Origin of the sequence: Pseudalkalibacillus sp. Hm43 (genome assembly GCF_051842935.1) — a bacterium.
In the GTDB taxonomy this organism is placed as follows: Bacteria; Bacillota; Bacilli; order Bacillales; family Fictibacillaceae; genus Pseudalkalibacillus.
In genome coordinates this window covers 1,833,475-1,851,216 of record NZ_JBPXRR010000001.1, presented here as the reverse complement: position 1 = coordinate 1,851,216, position 17,742 = coordinate 1,833,475, and the positions used below count along the sequence as shown (strand labels likewise).

18 protein-coding genes and 7 tRNA genes are annotated in these 17,742 nt (G+C 41.8%); 20 read left to right on the top strand and 5 right to left on the bottom strand.

Translation table 11 applies throughout. The annotated features are described in order from the left end of the window. Nucleotides 1-252: 252 nt before the first annotated feature. Nucleotides 253-1,524, top strand: a complete 1,272-nt coding sequence (locus ACSVDE_RS09880; protein ID WP_439300735.1) for a DEAD/DEAH box helicase — start codon at nt 253-255, stop codon at nt 1,522-1,524. A gap of 19 nt (nt 1,525-1,543) precedes the next feature. Continuing rightward, nucleotides 1,544-2,437 (top strand): deoxyribonuclease IV, encoded by an 894-nt coding sequence (locus ACSVDE_RS09875; RefSeq protein ID WP_439300734.1) that lies wholly within the window; start codon nt 1,544-1,546, stop codon nt 2,435-2,437. A gap of 55 nt (nt 2,438-2,492) precedes the next feature. On the opposite strand, the gene ACSVDE_RS09870 is transcribed toward ACSVDE_RS09875, so the two are convergent. Then, on the bottom strand, nt 2,493-2,750 hold the full coding sequence (locus ACSVDE_RS09870; RefSeq protein ID WP_439300733.1) for a DUF2624 family protein: 258 nt from the start codon (nt 2,748-2,750) through the stop codon (nt 2,493-2,495). 207 nt (nt 2,751-2,957) lie between these two features. On the opposite strand from ACSVDE_RS09870, the gene ACSVDE_RS09865 reads away from it, so the two are divergent. Beyond that, entirely contained in the window at nt 2,958-4,379 is a 1,422-nt protein-coding gene (locus ACSVDE_RS09865) for an ATP-binding protein (RefSeq protein ID WP_439300732.1), read from the top strand. 66 nt (nt 4,380-4,445) lie between these two features. Here ACSVDE_RS09865 and ACSVDE_RS09860 read toward each other — a convergent pair whose 3' ends face one another. Continuing rightward, nucleotides 4,446-5,720: an NCS2 family permease gene (locus ACSVDE_RS09860; protein ID WP_439300731.1), complete on the bottom strand. Its 1,275-nt coding sequence runs from the start codon at nt 5,718-5,720 to the stop codon at nt 4,446-4,448. Nucleotides 5,721-5,858: 138 nt separating this feature from the next. Between ACSVDE_RS09860 and ACSVDE_RS09855 the strand changes: the two genes are divergently transcribed. From ACSVDE_RS09855 to ACSVDE_RS09825, 7 genes are all read left to right on the top strand, one after another. Beyond that, nucleotides 5,859-6,728, top strand: a complete 870-nt coding sequence (locus ACSVDE_RS09855; protein WP_439300730.1) for a YitT family protein — start codon at nt 5,859-5,861, stop codon at nt 6,726-6,728. 135 nt (nt 6,729-6,863) lie between these two features. Next, a complete protein-coding gene (locus ACSVDE_RS09850; protein WP_439300729.1) occupies nt 6,864-7,562 on the top strand; it encodes a lytic transglycosylase domain-containing protein in 699 nt (232 codons plus the stop codon). A 225-nt stretch (nt 7,563-7,787) separates the two neighbouring features. Then, nucleotides 7,788-8,546, top strand: a complete 759-nt coding sequence (locus ACSVDE_RS09845; protein WP_439300728.1) for a metal ABC transporter ATP-binding protein — start codon at nt 7,788-7,790, stop codon at nt 8,544-8,546. 12 nt (nt 8,547-8,558) lie between these two features. Next, a complete protein-coding gene (locus tag ACSVDE_RS09840) occupies nt 8,559-9,413 on the top strand; it encodes a metal ABC transporter permease (protein WP_439300727.1) in 855 nt (284 codons plus the stop codon). 2 nt (nt 9,414-9,415) lie between these two features. Next, on the top strand, nt 9,416-9,820 hold the full coding sequence (locus ACSVDE_RS09835; protein ID WP_439300726.1) for a Fur family transcriptional regulator: 405 nt from the start codon (nt 9,416-9,418) through the stop codon (nt 9,818-9,820). Between the two features lie 77 nt (nt 9,821-9,897). After that, nucleotides 9,898-10,110 (top strand): DUF1540 domain-containing protein, encoded by a 213-nt coding sequence (locus tag ACSVDE_RS09830; RefSeq protein ID WP_439300725.1) that lies wholly within the window; start codon nt 9,898-9,900, stop codon nt 10,108-10,110. Nucleotides 10,111-10,271: 161 nt separating this feature from the next. Continuing rightward, nucleotides 10,272-10,634 carry a DUF4190 domain-containing protein gene (locus tag ACSVDE_RS09825; protein ID WP_439300724.1) on the top strand — a complete coding sequence of 121 codons (363 nt, stop codon included), beginning with the start codon at nt 10,272-10,274 and terminating at the stop codon, nt 10,632-10,634. 104 nt (nt 10,635-10,738) lie between these two features. Here ACSVDE_RS09825 and ispG read toward each other — a convergent pair whose 3' ends face one another. After that, nucleotides 10,739-11,857 (bottom strand): flavodoxin-dependent (E)-4-hydroxy-3-methylbut-2-enyl-diphosphate synthase, encoded by a 1,119-nt coding sequence (gene ispG / locus ACSVDE_RS09820; protein ID WP_226546484.1) that lies wholly within the window; start codon nt 11,855-11,857, stop codon nt 10,739-10,741. A 90-nt stretch (nt 11,858-11,947) separates the two neighbouring features. Beyond that, on the bottom strand, nt 11,948-12,280 hold the full coding sequence (locus ACSVDE_RS09815) for a hypothetical protein (protein WP_439300723.1): 333 nt from the start codon (nt 12,278-12,280) through the stop codon (nt 11,948-11,950). Nucleotides 12,281-12,468: 188 nt separating this feature from the next. Between ACSVDE_RS09815 and ACSVDE_RS09810 the strand changes: the two genes are divergently transcribed. Beyond that, nucleotides 12,469-13,329 carry a DUF1002 domain-containing protein gene (locus ACSVDE_RS09810; protein ID WP_439301975.1) on the top strand — a complete coding sequence of 287 codons (861 nt, stop codon included), beginning with the start codon at nt 12,469-12,471 and terminating at the stop codon, nt 13,327-13,329. A gap of 48 nt (nt 13,330-13,377) precedes the next feature. Here the strand turns inward: ACSVDE_RS09810 and ACSVDE_RS09805 are convergent, their stop codons facing one another. Further along, nucleotides 13,378-14,163, bottom strand: coding sequence for a DUF1189 domain-containing protein (locus ACSVDE_RS09805; protein WP_439300722.1), 786 nt, complete (start codon nt 14,161-14,163; stop codon nt 13,378-13,380). Nucleotides 14,164-14,351: 188 nt separating this feature from the next. Between ACSVDE_RS09805 and ACSVDE_RS09800 the strand changes: the two genes are divergently transcribed. The 9 genes from ACSVDE_RS09800 (at nt 14,352) to ACSVDE_RS09760 (ending at nt 17,603) form a co-directional block, all read left to right on the top strand. Continuing rightward, nucleotides 14,352-15,992: a Na/Pi cotransporter family protein gene (locus ACSVDE_RS09800; protein WP_439300721.1), complete on the top strand. Its 1,641-nt coding sequence runs from the start codon at nt 14,352-14,354 to the stop codon at nt 15,990-15,992. A 1-nt stretch (nt 15,993) separates the two neighbouring features. Further along, the gene (locus tag ACSVDE_RS09795; protein ID WP_439300720.1) at nt 15,994-16,476 is read left to right on the top strand and encodes a DUF456 domain-containing protein; all 483 of its coding nucleotides are present in this window, start codon (nt 15,994-15,996) and stop codon (nt 16,474-16,476) included. Nucleotides 16,477-16,611: 135 nt separating this feature from the next. Further along, nucleotides 16,612-16,686 (top strand) — tRNA-Asn (locus tag ACSVDE_RS09790). 1 nt (nt 16,687) lies between these two features. Beyond that, nucleotides 16,688-16,764 (top strand) — tRNA-Met (locus ACSVDE_RS09785). A 17-nt stretch (nt 16,765-16,781) separates the two neighbouring features. Next, a tRNA-His gene (locus ACSVDE_RS09780) sits at nt 16,782-16,857 on the top strand. Nucleotides 16,858-16,891: 34 nt separating this feature from the next. Then, nucleotides 16,892-16,968, top strand: a tRNA-Ile gene (locus tag ACSVDE_RS09775). Nucleotides 16,969-16,996: 28 nt separating this feature from the next. After that, a tRNA-Ser gene (locus tag ACSVDE_RS09770) sits at nt 16,997-17,089 on the top strand. Nucleotides 17,090-17,293: 204 nt separating this feature from the next. Beyond that, a tRNA-Met gene (locus tag ACSVDE_RS09765) sits at nt 17,294-17,370 on the top strand. A gap of 157 nt (nt 17,371-17,527) precedes the next feature. Continuing rightward, nucleotides 17,528-17,603, top strand: a tRNA-Phe gene (locus ACSVDE_RS09760). Nucleotides 17,604-17,742: the final 139 nt, after the last annotated feature.

Sequence of the window (17,742 nt, the reverse complement as noted above, 5' to 3'; positions counted from 1 at the left end):
GATGCTCCTTTCATCATACTCTCAATAACTTTACACAAAAGTGGTTATTCTGATAAACAAGATATGCGATGGCACAATGTTTGGTGTCCATCCACTGAAAGAATGGGTATATCCCCAAAAAGATTAGCGTTGTGTTTCTTTTTCCTCTATAATACTAAGAGGCTGTTCAAAAAAAGCACTGAACGAATGAGCGCGTACAGTTGTTATTGGACAACGTTTTGACTGTGGAATTACTAATAAAAGGTGATAATTATGGATAAAAATGTATTTGAACAACGGTTTCAATTAAAACCGTTTTTATTTGAAGCGATAAGAAAGTTAGATTTTGAACGTCCGACTGAAATTCAGGAACGCTTGATTCCAAGCATCCTCAAAGGTCAGGATGTCATCGGACAGTCGCAAACGGGATCAGGTAAGACGCTTGCCTTCCTTTTGCCGATATTCGATAAAATCGATCCTGAGGTGCAAAAAGTACAAGCTGTCATCACAGCTCCTACCCGGGAGCTTGCAAGACAAGTATATGATGTGGCTGTTCGATTGGTCGGAGATTCTAAAATCAATGTCAAGACGGTCGTCGGTGGTACAGACCGAAAGAGAATGATCGATCAACTGAAAAATGAACCACACATCATCATCGGCACACCAGGACGTATCAAGGATCTCGTAGTCCAAGAGGGCTTTTCTATATTCAACGCGGACATGCTTGTTGTCGATGAAGCGGATCAGATGCTCGACATGGGCTTCATTGAAGATGTCGATCAAATCGCTGCGAGAATGGCACATGAATTACAGATGATGGTGTTCTCTGCGACAATCCCTGAAAATTTGGAACCATTTTTGAAAAAGTATATGAACAACCCAAAGCATGTCCATGTGAAACCTGAACAGGCAGCACCAGGTGAGATTGAACATATTGCGATTCCGGTTCGTCACAGAAACCGTATCGAATTGACGATGGACATCGCTAAAAGGTTCAATCCGTTTCTGGCGATCATTTTCGCCAATACGAAAAAGGATGCCGATGAACTTGCTGATGCCATGATGGCAGAAGGACTGAACGTCGACCGTCTGCATGGTGACCTTCCGCCTCGTACGAGAAAGAACGTCATGAAACGTGTGGCGAATGCAGAATGTCAATATCTTGTGGCGACGGATCTTGCAGCACGAGGTATCGATGTGAAAGGCATCAGCCATGTCATCCACTATCAAATCCCTACAGACCTTGACTACTATATCCACCGTTCCGGTCGGACTGGAAGAGCAGGTATGAGCGGGATTGCAGCGGTCTTGTATGAACGCGATGAAATGGATCAATTAGAGAAGATTGAAAAGAAAGGCATCGACTTCAAACATCAGGATCTAAAAGGGGACGATTGGGTCGACCTGAACATCCAAAGAACGAAACCGAAAAAGAAGAAAAATCCGAAAGAATACGTCATGCCTAAACCTAAGAAAGTCAAACCTGGATATAAGAAGAAGTTCCAGGAGAAACAAAAACAACATAACAGAAAAAGAAACAAATAGACTTTAGGGGGAATAAGAGATGTTGAAATTAGGATCCCACGTGTCGATGAGTGGTAAAAAGATGTTATTAGGTGCGAGTGAAGAAGCTGTTTCGTACGGTGGAAACACTTTCATGATCTATACAGGCGCACCTCAAAATACCCGTCGAAAAGCGATTGAAGAACTGAATATCGAAAACGGGATTGCACACATGAAAGAGAACGGCATTGATGAAATTGTCGTCCATGCTCCGTATATCATCAATATCGGAAATACGACGAAGCCTCAAACATTCCGCTTAGGGGTCGATTTCCTGACGTCAGAAATCCAACGTACAGATGCGATCGGTGCGAAGCAGATCGTATTGCACCCAGGTGCTCATGTCGGCGCAGGGGCTGAAGCTGGAATCAAAAAAATCATCGAAGGGCTGAATGAAGTCCTTGAAAAAGAGCAAAACGCACAAATAGCTTTAGAAACGATGGCTGGAAAAGGTTCTGAATGTGGTCGTTCATTTGAAGAGTTAGCAGCAATTATTGATGGGGTCACCCACAATGAAAAGCTATCCGTCTGCTTTGATACTTGTCATACACATGATGCAGGGTATGATTTGGTTAACGACTTTGATGGTGTTCTAGACGAGTTTGACAAAATCATTGGACTTGATCGATTGAAAGTCCTTCATATCAATGACAGTAAAAATGAACGCGGTGCAGGAAAAGACCGTCACGAAAATATCGGATTCGGTAAGATCGGATTCAAAACATTGAACTATATCATCCACCACCCACAATTGAAAGATGTCCCTAAAATTTTAGAAACACCTTATGTGGGAGAAGATAAGAAAAATAAGAAGCCGCCATATAAGCATGAGATTGAAATGCTGCGTAACCAGGCTTTTGAAGAGGATCTACTCGAAAAGATCATGCAAGGATAAATAAACGAAAGAGGTTAACCGTAATTGGTTATCCTCTTTTTTATGTTATAGATGTTCAACGAACGATGGATTGGAACATGGTCTGGATCGTTTGTGCAACTTGTGGATTGGTGACGGCTTCGATTTTTTTTATGATTCTATCTCTCTGTTGGACGTTGGCGACATCGATTTTTTCTTCTCTAAGTATGCGGACGATTTGTGTCGCTTGCGTGTTCGTCAGTTGGATATTGTACTGGGAAGCCAATGCGATCAATTCCTCAGCAGACAGGGTGTTCAGCTTATGATTGATCATTTGTTGTAAAAAAGGATTCATTTCCTGTTCCCTCCTCATGGCATAATTTATGAAGAGGGTGCCTAATCTGTGCTTGTATCCAAAGTCGGATAAAATGTCTCAAAATGTCTAAAGTTTGTAGCATTTTGACGATATATGTCTAGGGATTTATTGGTGGTTGCACTAGGTATTGGAAAGCATATTTAGTATAATAAAAATACTATGTCAAAGGGTAGTGGGGTGCGTGTAATGCAATTCTGTCAATCAGATAAGACATTTGCAGCCTTTCAACATATCATGAATGATCTTTCAGATGATCTGTACTTACTTATACAACCAAATGGAACGATTATAGAATCCAATAAAGCAGCACAAACCTCAATTCTGAATGAAGATTCACCTAACTTCTATGATTTGTTTTTGAGGGAAGATCAACCTCAGGCATACGCATTCATTGAAGATTTGACAATTGAACAGTATGCGACTGAGATATTGAAACATACGATGCATGATGAACAGCTTACCGTGGAATACCGAGGAAAATTGCTTGATGAAGAAATCGTCCTTTATGGAAAAGTCATCAATGAAGCTGTCGGAGAACACCGTCTGAATGAAGCTGCAGATTTTAAAAAGCAATTTGAAAAAGAGTACGAATTCCGTAAATTCATGTTCCGTGAACTCGAAATCGGAATATTGACGATCACATCGAGTAATCAGATTGACTGTTGTAACGAAAGGATGAAGTTGTTCTTCGACTTAGAGTCTGTCAACCAACTGATTGGTCAGAACCTGCTCCATCTCGATATTCACCATCCTCTGTTATCCCATATGCAACAGATGACAAAAGAAATACGCTCCTCAAAGATCGTGAACGAACGATTCTATTATGAAGATGACATCCTTTATCAAATCAAGGGCATGTACTTCGAATCTGATGAAAGTATCCGTTTCGTTCTATATGATCGTTCCCCTCAACAAAGATTTGAAAATTTATTGTTATATAAGAAGCAAATGGAGTCCGTCTCCCATTTGGCGGCTGGTGTCGCACATGAGCTGAGAAATCCTTTGTCCGTCATACAAGGCTTCATCCAGCTATCTTCTGTGACGAAGGACTTCAGCAAGTACTACGATACGGTCTTGTCCGAACTCGCGCGCATGAACGAGATCATAGAAGACTTTTTATCTGTTTCTAGAAGAAAAGTGCATAAACAGAAACAGAGGCCGGACTTGATCATCAAGTCACTCATCCATATCATACAATCCGAATGTCTATTACATAATCTCTTTTTTGAATATCAGGTTGATGAGTGCGAACGTTTCAGTATGGTGAACGAATCGATGGTGAAGCAAGTCGTTCTCAATCTGCTAAGGAATGCGATCGAGGCGTGCAGCAATCAAAAAGAAGATCGATACATCCAGTTGGAAGGGAATATAAAAGAAGATCATTATGAAGTGATCTTCAGAGACCGTGGTCCGGGGATGAAACAGGAAGTCCTGGAGCAACTGGGAAGACCGTTCTTCACGACAAAAGAAAAAGGAAACGGAATCGGAATTCCACTATGCAAAAAGATTATCGAAGAACATGGCGGGTCGTTCGAGATTCGCAGTGAGCTTGAAATAGGAACGACGATTACGTTCACAATTCCTTTTATAAACGAAAAGAACAGCTGAATGATCAGCTGTTCTTTTTAGATAAGAATATTTATTAGTTGGTGCGCAGACGTGCGCTTTTCTAGCTTACATATAAAAATGGAATACGAAGTTCAGTATGAACAAGGATGCCATGACATACATGGTCCGTGGGACTTGTTTGAACTGTCCGACTGCCATCTTGATGATCGGATACACGATAAATCCGAATGCCAACCCATCTACGATGCTGTAGGTCAACGGAATCAATGCAATGATCATGAAGGCAGGAAAACTCTCTGTGAAGTCTTCTAGCTTGATATATTGAATCGATTGCATCATCACACCACCGATGACAATGAGGATCGGCGCGATCGCTGCATCAGGAATACCTGACAACACAGGAATAGCGAAGATCGATAAGATGAACAGTAAGCCAGCTACCACAGCTGTAAGTCCTGTACGTCCGCCTTCTGCAATCCCGGATGCACTTTCTGCTGTTGAAATCGTCGGACTCGTTCCGAACATCCCAGATAGAACGCTTGAAAACGCACTGGATTGGAAAGAACGGTCGAATTTGTCAGCATTAGGCAACATACCGTGTAATAACCCCATATTTTCCACAATCAAGATCAATGCAAGTGAAAAGGACGCAATCCAAAAGTCCATTGTTATCCAACCTGTCATATCTGCTGCAAATATCAATAAGGAAGCATCGTTATCAACTGCCTGTGCTTTCGGTGTCAAATCCAAGAAATAAGCAAGGACTGAAATCAATAGGACAGATAAGATGAATCCTCCTTTGATTTTCTTCACATATAAGGTCAGACAGATGATGAACCCAGCAAGCGCGAGCAATGTGCTCGGTTCGCTCAAGTCACCAAGCTTCACGAAGGTATCAGGACTCTTCTCGACGATTCCGGCCTTTTGGAGACCGATGAACGCCAGGAACAATCCGATTCCAACAGTAATCCCATGTTTTAAGGATTCTGGGACGGCTTTTGACAAGAGTGATTTGATCGGTGTGAATGCCGCGATACAAAACAGTATCCCAGCCATAATGACGGCACCGAGACCTTCTTGCCAAGTCAAGCCCATTCCTTCAACGATCGTATACGTGAAAAATGCGTTAACGCCCATACCAGGTGATAAAACGATTGGAGCGTTCGCGTATAATCCAATGAACAAGCATGAAATAATACTGACGAGGATGGTCGCCATCAGAGCGCCATAATACGGAATGCCTGCGTCAGCTAAGATCAGTGGATTCACGATGATGATGTAGCTGATTGTGAAGAAAGAGGTAATACCAGCAACAAGTTCTTGTTTAATCGTCGTATCTTGTGCTGAAAGTCGGAACCAATTTTCGATAAATTGTTTCATCTAAAACCTTTCTTTCTAAAATGTAACCCTCTCCCGCCCATGGCAAATGAAATATGCCACGATTGTTAATTATAGCGAAATTTTTAAGAGTTTCAAGTGTACATGATATAATTATAAAAAAGAACAGAGGAGTGACCCATGGTACAACCTAAACAACATAAAAAAGAGAGTATAGGTCATTTGATTTACCGCTTGATCATGATTATCATCGGAGCGGGTCTTGCTGCGGTATCCATCGAACTTTTTTTGATTCCGAACAAAATCATTGATGGTGGAATCATCGGTGTCTCACTGATTCTTGACTATCTGACCCCATTGAATTTTGCTGTTCTTGTCGTCATTTTAAATCTTCCATTCATGTTTTCAGGTTATAAGCAAATCGGTAAGACATTCGTCGTATCCTCTATGGTAGGTATTCTGAGTCTTGCGATATTCGAACCGTTACTTCATGGATTAGACCCTTTTACAAATGAATTGATCCTTGCCACAGTATTCGGAGGCCTAGTATTAGGTGTCGGAGTCGGGCTTGTGATCCGGCATGGAGGCTCTTTGGATGGCACTGAAATTTTCGGTATTCTAATTACGAAAAAAATCCCGTTCTCCATCGGAGAAATCGTCATGTTCTTGAACATATTCGTATTCGCATGGGCTGGTTTCGTCTTCGGACCAGAGCGCGCCATGTATTCGATCCTTACATACTATATTGCGTTCAAGACGATTGACACTGTAATCCAAGGACTAGATGAAACGAAAGCCGTACTGATCGTATCGGATCATTATGAGGAAATATCAGGAGCCATATTGGATCGTCTCGGCCGAGGTACGACGAAATTGATGGGAAAAGGCGGATACACGGATGCGCAGAAAGAAGTCATTTATGCCGTCATTACTCGCTTGGAAGTAACCAAGTTGAAGAATATCGTGTATGACATTGATAAACAGGCGTTCATTACGATTATGAACACTCAAGAAACAAAAGGCGCAAAATTCAAATCACCAATTCATTGATTGAAATGTAAGATTCTGGTTATATAGCCTCATTTACTTGATTTGACTACTGAATTCATCTATGATGGAGGACGTGTGTCAAAATACCTACTTGTAAATGAGGTGTTTTTGTTGAAAAACAAGAAGTATTTGTACATGTTATCAGGAACAATTTTATCTTTGATCGTGGCATTTTCATATATCCTTTTCCAAAATCATGAATTGAAACAAGATCTTGAAAAACAGAAGGCAGAAACATTGATGTTGGAATCCGAAAAAGATTATCAACAAATGGTGTCTTTCTATAAGGAGAAGGGCAAAGAGGATAAACCCCAAAAAAGCGGATATGTGATTCGCAAGAAAGCGGAGAAACTTTCGAAGCAATTCAAAAAAGAAAGTGACGGACGCTTTAAAGAAGAATGGGGCAAATTTCTTGTGCGCGAGGCAATGAGAAACGATGTAGATCCTTATATCGTCTATGAGTTGTTACGTGTGGAAACAGGAAACAAGTTCGATCCGACACTGGTCGGTCCAGAAACAAAATATGGACGAGCATACGGGATGGCACAGTTCATGGAGAATACTGCACCATGGATTGCAGAAATGGCTGGGATGAAGTACGAGAGTAAAGAGCAGCTATTTAACCCTTATTATGCGATCCAGCTTTCCATTGTTTATTTGGACTATCTTCATGCCAAGTATGATGATTGGGATAAAGCACTGACCGCGTATCACCGTGGCATATATGGACTTGAGAAGTACATTCAGAAAGAAGGTCACGCAGAGAGCTGGTACGCGAAAGAAATACAAGAGAAGGCAGAAGAACAAGAATTGATTGCCGTAGGAAAGAAATAATACGAAGATGAAAGGCTGGCACAAAGATCGTGTCAGTCTTTTCCTTTACACTTGAAGAAAGTGTAAACACTTTCTTCAGTATAAGTGCAAATAGGGCTCAGTCTGCGTTTGAAACTTGACTTCGCCAATTTTTCTTTACAAACAGACATATTAAGATATACTAGTAAGGTAAATCGTAATCATTCCTATAATACTGAAATTTTATTAATGAAAGAGGGGATCACGATGGAATCATCAGTCGTATCCATAAAAAATGTCACGTTCAGCTATCAAGAACGATCTGTCTTAGAAAGAATCAACCTCGATGTTCCAGAAGGATCATTTTTGGCTTTGTTAGGACCTAATGGTTCAGGTAAATCGACATTGATCAAGTTGTTGCTCGGCCTGCTTCCGTTACACCAGGGATCGATTGATTTATTCGGTGAAAACGTGAAGAGATTTAAAGCCTGGCACAAAATCGGTTATGTGTCCCAAAAAGCGAACAGCTTCAACTCCGGATTTCCAGCAACTGTATTTGAAGTAGTATCCATGGGCTTATTCGGTAAGATCGGCATGTTTCGATTCATGAAAAGATCCCATAAGAAACGGGTCATGCAAGCGATTCAAACCGTCGGCTTAGAAGAATATACGAATCAAAACATCGGTGAATTGTCAGGTGGACAGCAGCAGAGAACATTCATTGCAAGAGCGCTGGTCAGTGATCCGAAGTTACTCATCTTAGATGAACCGACGGTCGGAGTAGACGCATCGTCTGTAGACGACTTTTATGAGCTGTTGAAACGGTTGAATAGAGAGCAAGGCATTACGCTGGTTTTGGTAACGCATGACATGGGACCTGTAACCAATCTGGTCACACATGTTGCATGTTTGAATAAGCGATTGCATTTCCATGGAGACACGCACGAATATGAAAACATGGACAATCGGGATTTATCATCGTTCTATGGCCATCCTGTACATGCGATGGATCATCAGCATGACTAAGAGGTGCTTATTATGATTGCAGATTTTTTACAATATGATTTTATACGGAATGCCGCATTCGTCGGACTCATGATTGGTTTCCTGGCCCCATTATTAGGGGTATTTATCGTCGTAAGGAGACAAGCGCTCATTGCAGATGCTCTTTCTCATATCACTCTTGCAGGTATAGCAGCGAGCTTATTGATCAGTAAACAAATTGGAGCCTTCAAAATGTTGAACCCTGTCTATCTTGGAATGGCCTTTTCGGTCACAGGTTCTGTTTTGATTGAGCGTTTGAGAAAAGAATACAAACATTATCAAGAGCTAGCGATTCCGATCATTCTTTCTGTCGGTATCGGACTCAGTGTTGTATTCATTTCCTTAGCGAATGGGTTCAATACGGACTTGTTCAACTATCTATTCGGGAGCATTATTGCAGTCGATACCTCCGATGTGTGGATGGTTTTGACCATCCTGATTGTGGTTACCATCGCCATCGTGATGTTTTATAAAGAACTTTTCTTACTATCTTTTGATGAAGATCAGGCGCAAGTCGCTGGGATTCGTTCAAGATTCATTCAGTTCCTGTTCATGGTGATGGTTGCACTTGTCATTGCAGCCTCCATGAGAATCGTCGGAATCTTGCTTGTCTCTTCATTGATTACATTGCCGGTCGCAGCGAGCATTCGGATTGCGAAAGGATTCAAACAAACCATATGGATTGCGATCCTTTTTGGAGAAACAGCCGTCATAACAGGGTTATTTACAGCGTATTATTTCGACTTAGCACCAGGTGGGACGATTGTCTTATTATCAGCACTGATTCTGATTATCGTCATCACTTGGAAAAAGTATCGTTATGCGTTTCAACGGTCTAAGGAGGCTTAAGGATGGAAGTTCGTGAAGCACTGGAAATATTGAAAGAGAATGGATATAAATTCACACGTAAAAGGGAAATGTTTTTAGAGTTGTTTGCCCGTGAGCGTAGATATTTGACTGCTAAAGATGTCTTGGAACATTTGAAGCCCACTTTTTCTGGTCTGAGCTTTGACACGATCTACCGTAATCTTGCGGTTTTTACCGATCTAGGAATTCTTGAAGAGACGGAGCTTGATGGTGAGAAGCGATTCCGTTTTTCATGTGCAACATCTGGACATCACCATCATATGATTTGTCTCGAATGTGGAAAAACAAGTGCCATTCAAGCATGTCCTATGAATGAAATTCAATCGGATGATTTTTTTATCACAGACCACAAGTTCGAGATTTATGGTTACTGCCAGGAATGCCATTGATTTCCACGGGATTTCATATGAAAAGAATGATGAAAAGTTGTTATGAGAGGAACGCTATCCGATAAGGAGGAGATCTCATGCCAACTGTGAAATGTAATGTAGCCAATTGTACGTATTGGGGCGAAGGAAACAACTGTCAGGCCGATGCCATCCTCGTCGAAATCGATCAACACGCAGATCAGAATGTAGACATGTCTGTTACCGGAAGTCTGGCTGAGGGAGACTTGCATAGAGATTCAGCGAAACACAGTGCTGAAACGTGCTGTCACACATTCCGCCCAAAACATTAAGAATCATATTGAGAATCCGTCCATTTCTGAATGGATGGATTTTTCTTTATTTACCATTCCTCGTCACAATGGTGATTAACAATGTTTGTCATAATGAAAGGGCGTACCGTAACGAATAATAAGAAGGCTCCTCAACTTTTTAGGAAAGAGAGGGATTGCTGATGGAAAATCGATACGATCGTGAAGAACGAAAAGATCGAGAGTACGAAGCAGACTTTATGGAAGAAACAGCCGCTGAGGTTCTCCCTCTTCCAGAACAAGAACGCGTGCACGAAAAAGGCGTCAATCGTGAGGATGACTTTGATGAGGATACGGATGATATAAACGAAGGTAGAGGCGTAGGTTACTTCGCCCTTGCTTTATCCGTCTTATCTTTATTCTTCCTTCCGATCTTGTTGGGTGCCGCTGGGATCATCGTCGGGTTTTTTGCAAGAAGACGAGGAGCACGTACATTGGCGAACTGGGCAATCGGATTGGGGATCGCATCCATTGTTGTCAGTCTGATCTTTGTACCATTTTTCTAAACGAAGCGAAGGTGGATATCCACCTTCGTTTTTTATTTCTAATACGATGGAATTGGACTAATAACAAAAAAGCTGACCGTTCAACGGTCAGCTTCATTCATATTCTATTTCACTTTTTCAGCTTCGGCTTCTTCAGCTGCTTTTTTTGCGTGATATTCTTCTGCAAGCTTGTCGACTTCTTTCTTCAATTCATCGACCATGATATCCTCAGGGATTTTTCGGATGATTTCTCCGTGTCGGAAGAGGAGACCTTCACCACGAGCTCCTGCAATTCCGATATCCGCTTCACGCGCTTCACCTGGTCCGTTTACGGCACATCCAAGTACAGCGACTTTAAGTGGTGCTTTGATCTTCGAGATATATTCTTCAACTTCATTCGCAATGGAAATCAAGTCGATTTCAATACGTCCGCATGTCGGACAAGAAATCAATGTTGCAGCATTGGAAGCGAGCCCGAACGTTTTCAACAGTTCACGTGCGACCTTCACTTCTTCTACAGGGTCTGCACTCAATGAAATACGGACTGTATTACCGATTCCTTTGTTCAAGATGATCCCAAGTCCAGCAGCACTTTTTACAGTACCGGCAAACAAGGTTCCAGACTCAGTGATCCCTAAGTGAAGCGGATAGTCGAACGCTTTAGCCGCTTTCTCATATGCCTCTACAGCGAGATTCACGTCTGATGCCTTCATTGATACGATGATATCGTGGAAATCGAGGTCTTCCAGGATCTTAATGTGGTTCAGAGCACTTTCGACCATCCCATCAGCTGTGGGGTATCCGTATTTTTCTAGGATTTTACGTTCCAAAGAACCAGCATTGACTCCGATACGGATCGGAATGCCTTTTTCCTTAGCCGCTTTCACAACAGCCTCGACTTTTTCTTTACGTCCGATGTTTCCTGGATTGATCCGGATTTTATCGGCTCCACCTTCAATCGCTTTCAGTGCGAGTTTATAATCGAAATGGATATCAACGACAAGAGGAATGTTGATTCGCTTTTTGATTTCAGCAATCGCCTCAGCATCTTCCATATGCGGACATGCTACGCGGACGACTTGACAGCCCGCTTCTTCCAAGCGAAGGATTTCAGCTACAGTTGCTTCTACATCATGCGTTTTCGTTGTAGTCATACTTTGTACGACGACTTCATTGTTTCCGCCAATTGTTAGGTTACCAACTTTTACGGGTCTTGTTTTCGTACGGTGAGTAATTTCACTCATGTATTAATCGCTCCTTTAAGGACGTATGCTTCGTAACTTATAACGACTTCATTTTAGCAATGATTTGAAGGTTTTGGCAAGGAATTGTGTTTATTGATAAAAAGGGAAGCGATACGCTCGGTCTGCTTTAATATCATGTGCGGATATGCCATCGTTTAGTTCTTCGAAATCCTTCACCGCTTTTTCGATGGAAACCGGAAAGGATCCATTATGAAGTTTTTCCAGGATCGTCAGCATCGTCTCACCAGGTTGGACCTGAATTTCTTTAAAGGATTGATGTTCTTGTTTTATTGGTTGCTCAGAGGAAGCGGCTTGTACGGGAACCGGTTCTGCCTTGGCTGATGGAAGTGTTCCGATCTTCAGGTCAAAATAAACACTATAAAGTAAGAGAAAGACGAGGACAGCTAGACTGAGTTTTTTCATATACCACACCTCCGCATAGTTCGACTTAATACATGTATATGCTTGTCCCACACCGATATTCCGAAAAGAAGAAGAAAATGTTGGTTTATTTGTAGACAACTTGTAAAATAAAGGGAGACCTACAGAAAAATAAAGTCTTTACGTATGCTTTAAGGAATTCTTTTCTAAAGGAGAATGGAGACATGAAAATGAAAAAGTGGTTAGCGATTACACTCCTGGCAATCTTCATGATTCCTGGAATCGCACTTGCAGATGCGGCACCAGGGGATGTCATTGTAACCCTGGGGGAAGATCTTACTGAAGAACAGAAACAAGGTATCCTGAAAGAAATGGATGTCCCATCAGATGTGGATACGATATCCGTCACAAATGAAGAGGAGCATCAATACTTAGGAGAATATATATCCAAAGCACAAATCGGTACAAGAGCAATTTCTTCGACCAAAATTACAATCGGTGAAAAAGATTCTGGCTTGAACGTAGAGACGAATAACATCAACTGGGTCACAGAGGAAATGTTTGCGAACGCTCTGACGACTGCAGGGGTTACGGATGCTGACATTTATGTGACAGCACCATTCGAAGTGTCAGGTACAGCAGGATTGACAGGAATTTTGAAAGCTTATGAAGTGAAAACGGATATTAAAATTCCTGAAGAACAAAAACAAGTTGCAAACGAAGAAATGGTCAAAACCGTCAAACTGGGAGATCGTGTAGGTGCAGACAAAGCGACAGAACTCATGACTAAGATCAAGAAAGAACTCGCAGAGAACCCAGTGGAAACGGAAGAGGATTTAAGAGCACTCATTCAAAGAGTAGCGGAAGAAGTCGGCATTACATTGACCGATGAAGAGCTGAACGGACTTGTATCCTTGTTCAATCGGATGAAGGAAATGAACATCGACTGGGACCAGGTCAAAAGCAACCTTGAAAATGTAAGAAACAACTTAAGTGAGTTTCTGAATAAAGAAGAGACACAAGGAATCATTCGCAATATTCTCGATTTCTTCATCGCATTGATTGAAGCACTTAAGAATTTGTTTAAATAACAAAAACCCAGACCCGATCGGGTCTGGGTTTTTGTTTTGATGACTATTTTAGATTTCTTCTGTTTCTTGTTTCTTAGGAAGCGGTACGAATTTGATGACTTGAGACAGGATGAAGATTGCCACTCCCCAGTAGAGAAGAAATTGGAGCGGAATCGTGATGCGTAACAGATCCATTAATGCAAAGAATATGGTCGGTAATGTGACAGAATAAGCTGACAGAATCCATAACTGACGATACGGCAAGTTCCGTTTCATGATGTTTTTGATGATCAAACCAATCAGAGCGAGTACAGTAACCCCGATGAATTTAAGTGCAGTCATGAATAGATAAGCGGCCACAATTGCTACCGTGATAATCAATGGAAGCAAGTTTTGAGCTGAATCGATGAATCCATCGATATCGTTCTTATTGAAGCTAACGTCCTGCATCGTTCCATAATTGAATGTATCAGCACTCCCAGCACTGATGATCACCATTTGATTGTCCAAGATTGCAATTGCGTTATCATACTGATCCAGATCATCTCTCGTTATTGTACCTGTCGTATCAAATATAAACGTCTGATTGCCATCTTTCCGGACGACGGGCTCATCCATGTCAGAAGTCAATTGACCATCCTGGAATTGAAAGTCCGGGATATCTTCTTGGAGTGCTGTCGCGAACTCGTTTGTTGCCTTTGAAATGGATAGCCCCATGTTCAGTCCGATAAAGATCATGGATATCAACATTAAAATAAAAACATATCCGATTGACTTCCCGATTTTTTGGAACCGGAATGTAGCTATCGTTTTAGGTGAATATAAGCTTACAAAAAATTGCTTGAATACGTTCATGGTTATCCCCCTTCAGTTTCTAGACTCATTTTATCTTTCCTATACGAAATGAACAAGGTAAAAGTTCCCCAAATCAAATCTAACATACAAATTTACAAAAAAATTAAAAAATCTTAAAAGTGTTTACAAACCAAGTCAAGTTGGTGATAATGAATGAGGCAAATTATGTCGAAATTTTTATGTAGGGGATGAATGAATTGGATTTAGACATTCAAAAGATGATATTCGAATTCATTGGTGGACTTGGTATCTTCCTATTTGGAATCAAATACATGGGAGATGGTCTACAGAATTCGGCAGGAGATCGGTTAAGAGATATACTTGATCGTTTCACGTCCAACCCATTCATGGGAGTACTTGCAGGAATTATTGTCACGATCTTGATTCAGTCAAGCTCAGGTACGACCGTGCTGACAGTCGGTCTAGTAAATGCAGGTTTCATGACCTTAAGACAAGCAATTGGTGTTATCATGGGTGCGAATATCGGTACCACGGTGACCGCATTCATCATTGGGATTGAGATCAAGGAATACGCCTTGCCAATTCTTGCAGTCGGAGCCTTGTTGCTCTTCTTCTTCAATTCGAAGAAAGTGAAGTACATCGGTCAAGTATTCTTTGGTTTTGGTGCACTCTTCTACGGTCTAGACTTGATGGGCTCTGGAATGAAACCATTACGTTCTCTTGAAGCATTCCAACAACTGACGGTTGATATGTCCAATAACCCATTATTAGGTGTCGTCATCGGTACCTTGTTTACGGTTATCGTACAGAGTTCCAGTGCAACAATAGGGATTCTCCAGGAACTATATTCTCAGGGTGCTGTCCAATTGGACGCTGCCTTACCAGTTCTATTTGGGGATAACATTGGTACAACCATCACTGCTGTCCTGGCAGCAATCGGTGCAAGTGTTGCAGCAAGAAGAGCAGCCTTGACGCATGTAATTTTCAACTTGCTTGGAACTGCAGTCTTCTTGATTCTACTACTACCATTTACAGCGTATGTGGAATATCTAGCAACAACGTTCGACTTGAATGAGAAGATGCAGATTGCATTTGCTCATGGATCATTCAACTTTGCAAATACAGCCATTCAATTCCCATTCATCGCTTTCCTGGCATACCTAGTAACTAAACTTGTGCCTGGAGATGATGTTGAAATTGAATATAAAGCAAAACATCTAGATCCTATTTTCCTTGAAAAGTCTCCTGCAGTAGCGCTTGGACAAGCTAAGCTCGAAGTGCTTCGAATGGCAGATTATGCGAAAAAAGGATTACATGAAACCTTTACGTTTTTAGATACGAAAAATAAGAAAAACGCAGATAAAGCTGCTCAATATGAAGAAGCGATCAATAACCTTGATCAAAGGATTACAGAGTATCTTGTCCAATTGTCTTCTTATACGTTATCGACACATGACTCAGAACAGCATTCCATCTTGATGGACTCTGTACGTGATATCGAACGTATCGGAGACCATATGGAAAATATCGTCGAACTCGTTGAATATCAGATGACGCACAAAGTGGATCTCACAGATACAGCGATCCGTGATTTGAATGAAATGTTCGAACTAACGATGTCAACGATTGATGAAGCGTTCCATGCAATGGATGAGAACGATAAAGAGAAAGCTCGTAAAGTTGTTGATATGGAAAATGCCATTGATAAAATGGAGAGAACACTTCGTAAACAACATATCCTTCGTTTGAATGAAGGGAAGTGCAGCGGAGCATCCGGTATCGTATTCGTAGATATCATCAGTAACCTCGAGCGTATCGGGGACCATGCGGTGAATATTGCGGAATACGTTTTAGGAGAAGAGGAGTAAAATGACCATTATTGCCTGGGTACTCATAACTGTATTATTTGTACTAGCGTTTGTGGGATTGATCTATCCGATCATTCCCTCATCCGTCTTTTTGATTGCAGGTTACCTGATCTATGGTTGGATGTTCAGTTTTGAACCCCTGACCTGGGTGTTCTGGGTGATACAGGGTATACTTGTCATCCTCTTATATGTAACCGATTATGCGAGTAATTTTTACGGTGTCAAAAAAAGAGGCGGGAGCAAGCATGCCATTTGGGGTAGTACAATCGGTCTTCTGGTTGGACCTTTCATCATACCTGTAATTGGGATCTTGATTGGACCGTTTGTAGGGGCTATTGTAGGCGAACTCCTTCATCAGAAAGGTGATTTCAAACAGGCAGTCAGAGTCGGAATTGGATCGTTACTAGGCTTTATCGGTGGTACAACCGTCAAGTTGATTATCCAAGCAGGTATGGTTATTTATTTCTTAGTGAAAGTCTTATAAGTGTTATTGCAAGCAGGGACAGAACATGGTATATTATTTCTTGTCCCTGTTTTTCTTTTTGATTGGAAGAAAAAACGGCATTGACTTTTTACGGTGAAGATGTTATTCTAAATCTTGTCGTTAAAAAGATATTATTCCACAGTAGCTCAGTGGTAGAGCTATCGGCTGTTAACCGATCGGTCGCAGGTTCGAGTCCTGCCTGTGGAGCCATGGCGGTGTAGCTCAGCTGGCTAGAGCGTACGGTTCATACCCGTGAGGTCGGGGGTTCGATCCCCTCCGCCGCTACCATTTTTAACTGATTCATGGCGATTGTGGCGAAGTGGTTAACGCACCGGATTGTGGTTCCGGCATTCGTGGGTTCGATTCCCATCAGTCGCCCCATAAAGACCATTTAAGCAAAGCATACATACTATGCGGACCCTTAGCTCAGTTGGTCAGAGCAGTCGGCTCATAACCGATTGGTCGTAGGTTCGAGTCCTACAGGGTCCACCACTTAACTCTAGTTAAGTTGATATCATACGGAGGTATACCCAAGTCTGGCTGAAGGGAGCGGTCTTGAAAACCGCCAGGGGTGTAACAGCCCGCGGGGGTTCGAATCCCTCTACCTCCTCCATTTTATCTTCAAACAACATAGGACAGGTTTTCGTCCATATACTATTATCGTCGCGGGGTGGAGCACGTAGGAATAAGCTACGGAGCATAAGCTTCAGCGAACCGTTCGAAAGGCAGCTTGAATATTCAAACTGAGAACGGGTTGGAGGACATTCAGTTTCTCATCAACATCATTGGACAATCATCGTCCATAAACTAATATCGTCGCGGGGTGGAGCAGTCTGGTAGCTCGTCGGGCTCATAACCCGAAGGTCATAGGTTCAAATCCTATCCCCGCAACCAAAATAATTCATTGAACAACGTCGAATCGACATTCTTTCAATGAATATCTGGAGTACCCGCAAGGGTGCAACCAATTTAAGTTCAATGCACAACGTCGTTTCGACTTCCTGCTCATTGAACATATGAAGTACCCGAAGGGTTCAACCAAATTACATACGGCTCGATAGCTCAGTCGGTAGAGCAGAGGACTGAAAATCCTCGTGTCGGCGGTTCGATTCCGTCTCGAGCCACCATTCTTGAAAACTTCACTATATAGGAAGTTTTTTTATTTTGCTCAAAAGACATAAATAGAGCCTATTCATCCCTATCAAGAGAAAAAAGAGCTGTGATGGTAACGAATAGAGCCTATTCATCCCTATCAAGAGAAAAAAG

Excerpts from the sequence above, each read along its gene's own strand:
- ACSVDE_RS09880 (WP_439300735.1), top strand. The coding sequence starts at position 253 with ATGGATAAAAATGTATTTGAACAACGGTTTCAATTAAAACCGTTTTTA.
- ACSVDE_RS09875 (WP_439300734.1), top strand. The coding sequence starts at position 1,544 with ATGTTGAAATTAGGATCCCACGTGTCGATGAGTGGTAAAAAGATGTTA.
- ACSVDE_RS09870 (WP_439300733.1), bottom strand. The coding sequence starts at position 2,750 with ATGAATCCTTTTTTACAACAAATGATCAATCATAAGCTGAACACCCTG.
- ACSVDE_RS09865 (WP_439300732.1), top strand. The coding sequence starts at position 2,958 with ATGCAATTCTGTCAATCAGATAAGACATTTGCAGCCTTTCAACATATC.
- ACSVDE_RS09860 (WP_439300731.1), bottom strand. The coding sequence starts at position 5,720 with ATGAAACAATTTATCGAAAATTGGTTCCGACTTTCAGCACAAGATACG.
- ACSVDE_RS09855 (WP_439300730.1), top strand. The coding sequence starts at position 5,859 with ATGGTACAACCTAAACAACATAAAAAAGAGAGTATAGGTCATTTGATT.
- ACSVDE_RS09850 (WP_439300729.1), top strand. The coding sequence starts at position 6,864 with ATGTTATCAGGAACAATTTTATCTTTGATCGTGGCATTTTCATATATC.
- ACSVDE_RS09845 (WP_439300728.1), top strand. The coding sequence starts at position 7,788 with ATGGAATCATCAGTCGTATCCATAAAAAATGTCACGTTCAGCTATCAA.
- ACSVDE_RS09840 (WP_439300727.1), top strand. The coding sequence starts at position 8,559 with ATGATTGCAGATTTTTTACAATATGATTTTATACGGAATGCCGCATTC.
- ACSVDE_RS09835 (WP_439300726.1), top strand. The coding sequence starts at position 9,416 with ATGGAAGTTCGTGAAGCACTGGAAATATTGAAAGAGAATGGATATAAA.
- ACSVDE_RS09830 (WP_439300725.1), top strand. The coding sequence starts at position 9,898 with ATGCCAACTGTGAAATGTAATGTAGCCAATTGTACGTATTGGGGCGAA.
- ACSVDE_RS09825 (WP_439300724.1), top strand. The coding sequence starts at position 10,272 with ATGGAAAATCGATACGATCGTGAAGAACGAAAAGATCGAGAGTACGAA.
- ispG (WP_226546484.1), bottom strand. The coding sequence starts at position 11,857 with ATGAGTGAAATTACTCACCGTACGAAAACAAGACCCGTAAAAGTTGGT.
- ACSVDE_RS09815 (WP_439300723.1), bottom strand. The coding sequence starts at position 12,280 with ATGAAAAAACTCAGTCTAGCTGTCCTCGTCTTTCTCTTACTTTATAGT.
- ACSVDE_RS09810 (WP_439301975.1), top strand. The coding sequence starts at position 12,469 with ATGAAAAAGTGGTTAGCGATTACACTCCTGGCAATCTTCATGATTCCT.
- ACSVDE_RS09805 (WP_439300722.1), bottom strand. The coding sequence starts at position 14,163 with ATGAACGTATTCAAGCAATTTTTTGTAAGCTTATATTCACCTAAAACG.
- ACSVDE_RS09800 (WP_439300721.1), top strand. The coding sequence starts at position 14,352 with ATGAATGAATTGGATTTAGACATTCAAAAGATGATATTCGAATTCATT.
- ACSVDE_RS09795 (WP_439300720.1), top strand. The coding sequence starts at position 15,994 with ATGACCATTATTGCCTGGGTACTCATAACTGTATTATTTGTACTAGCG.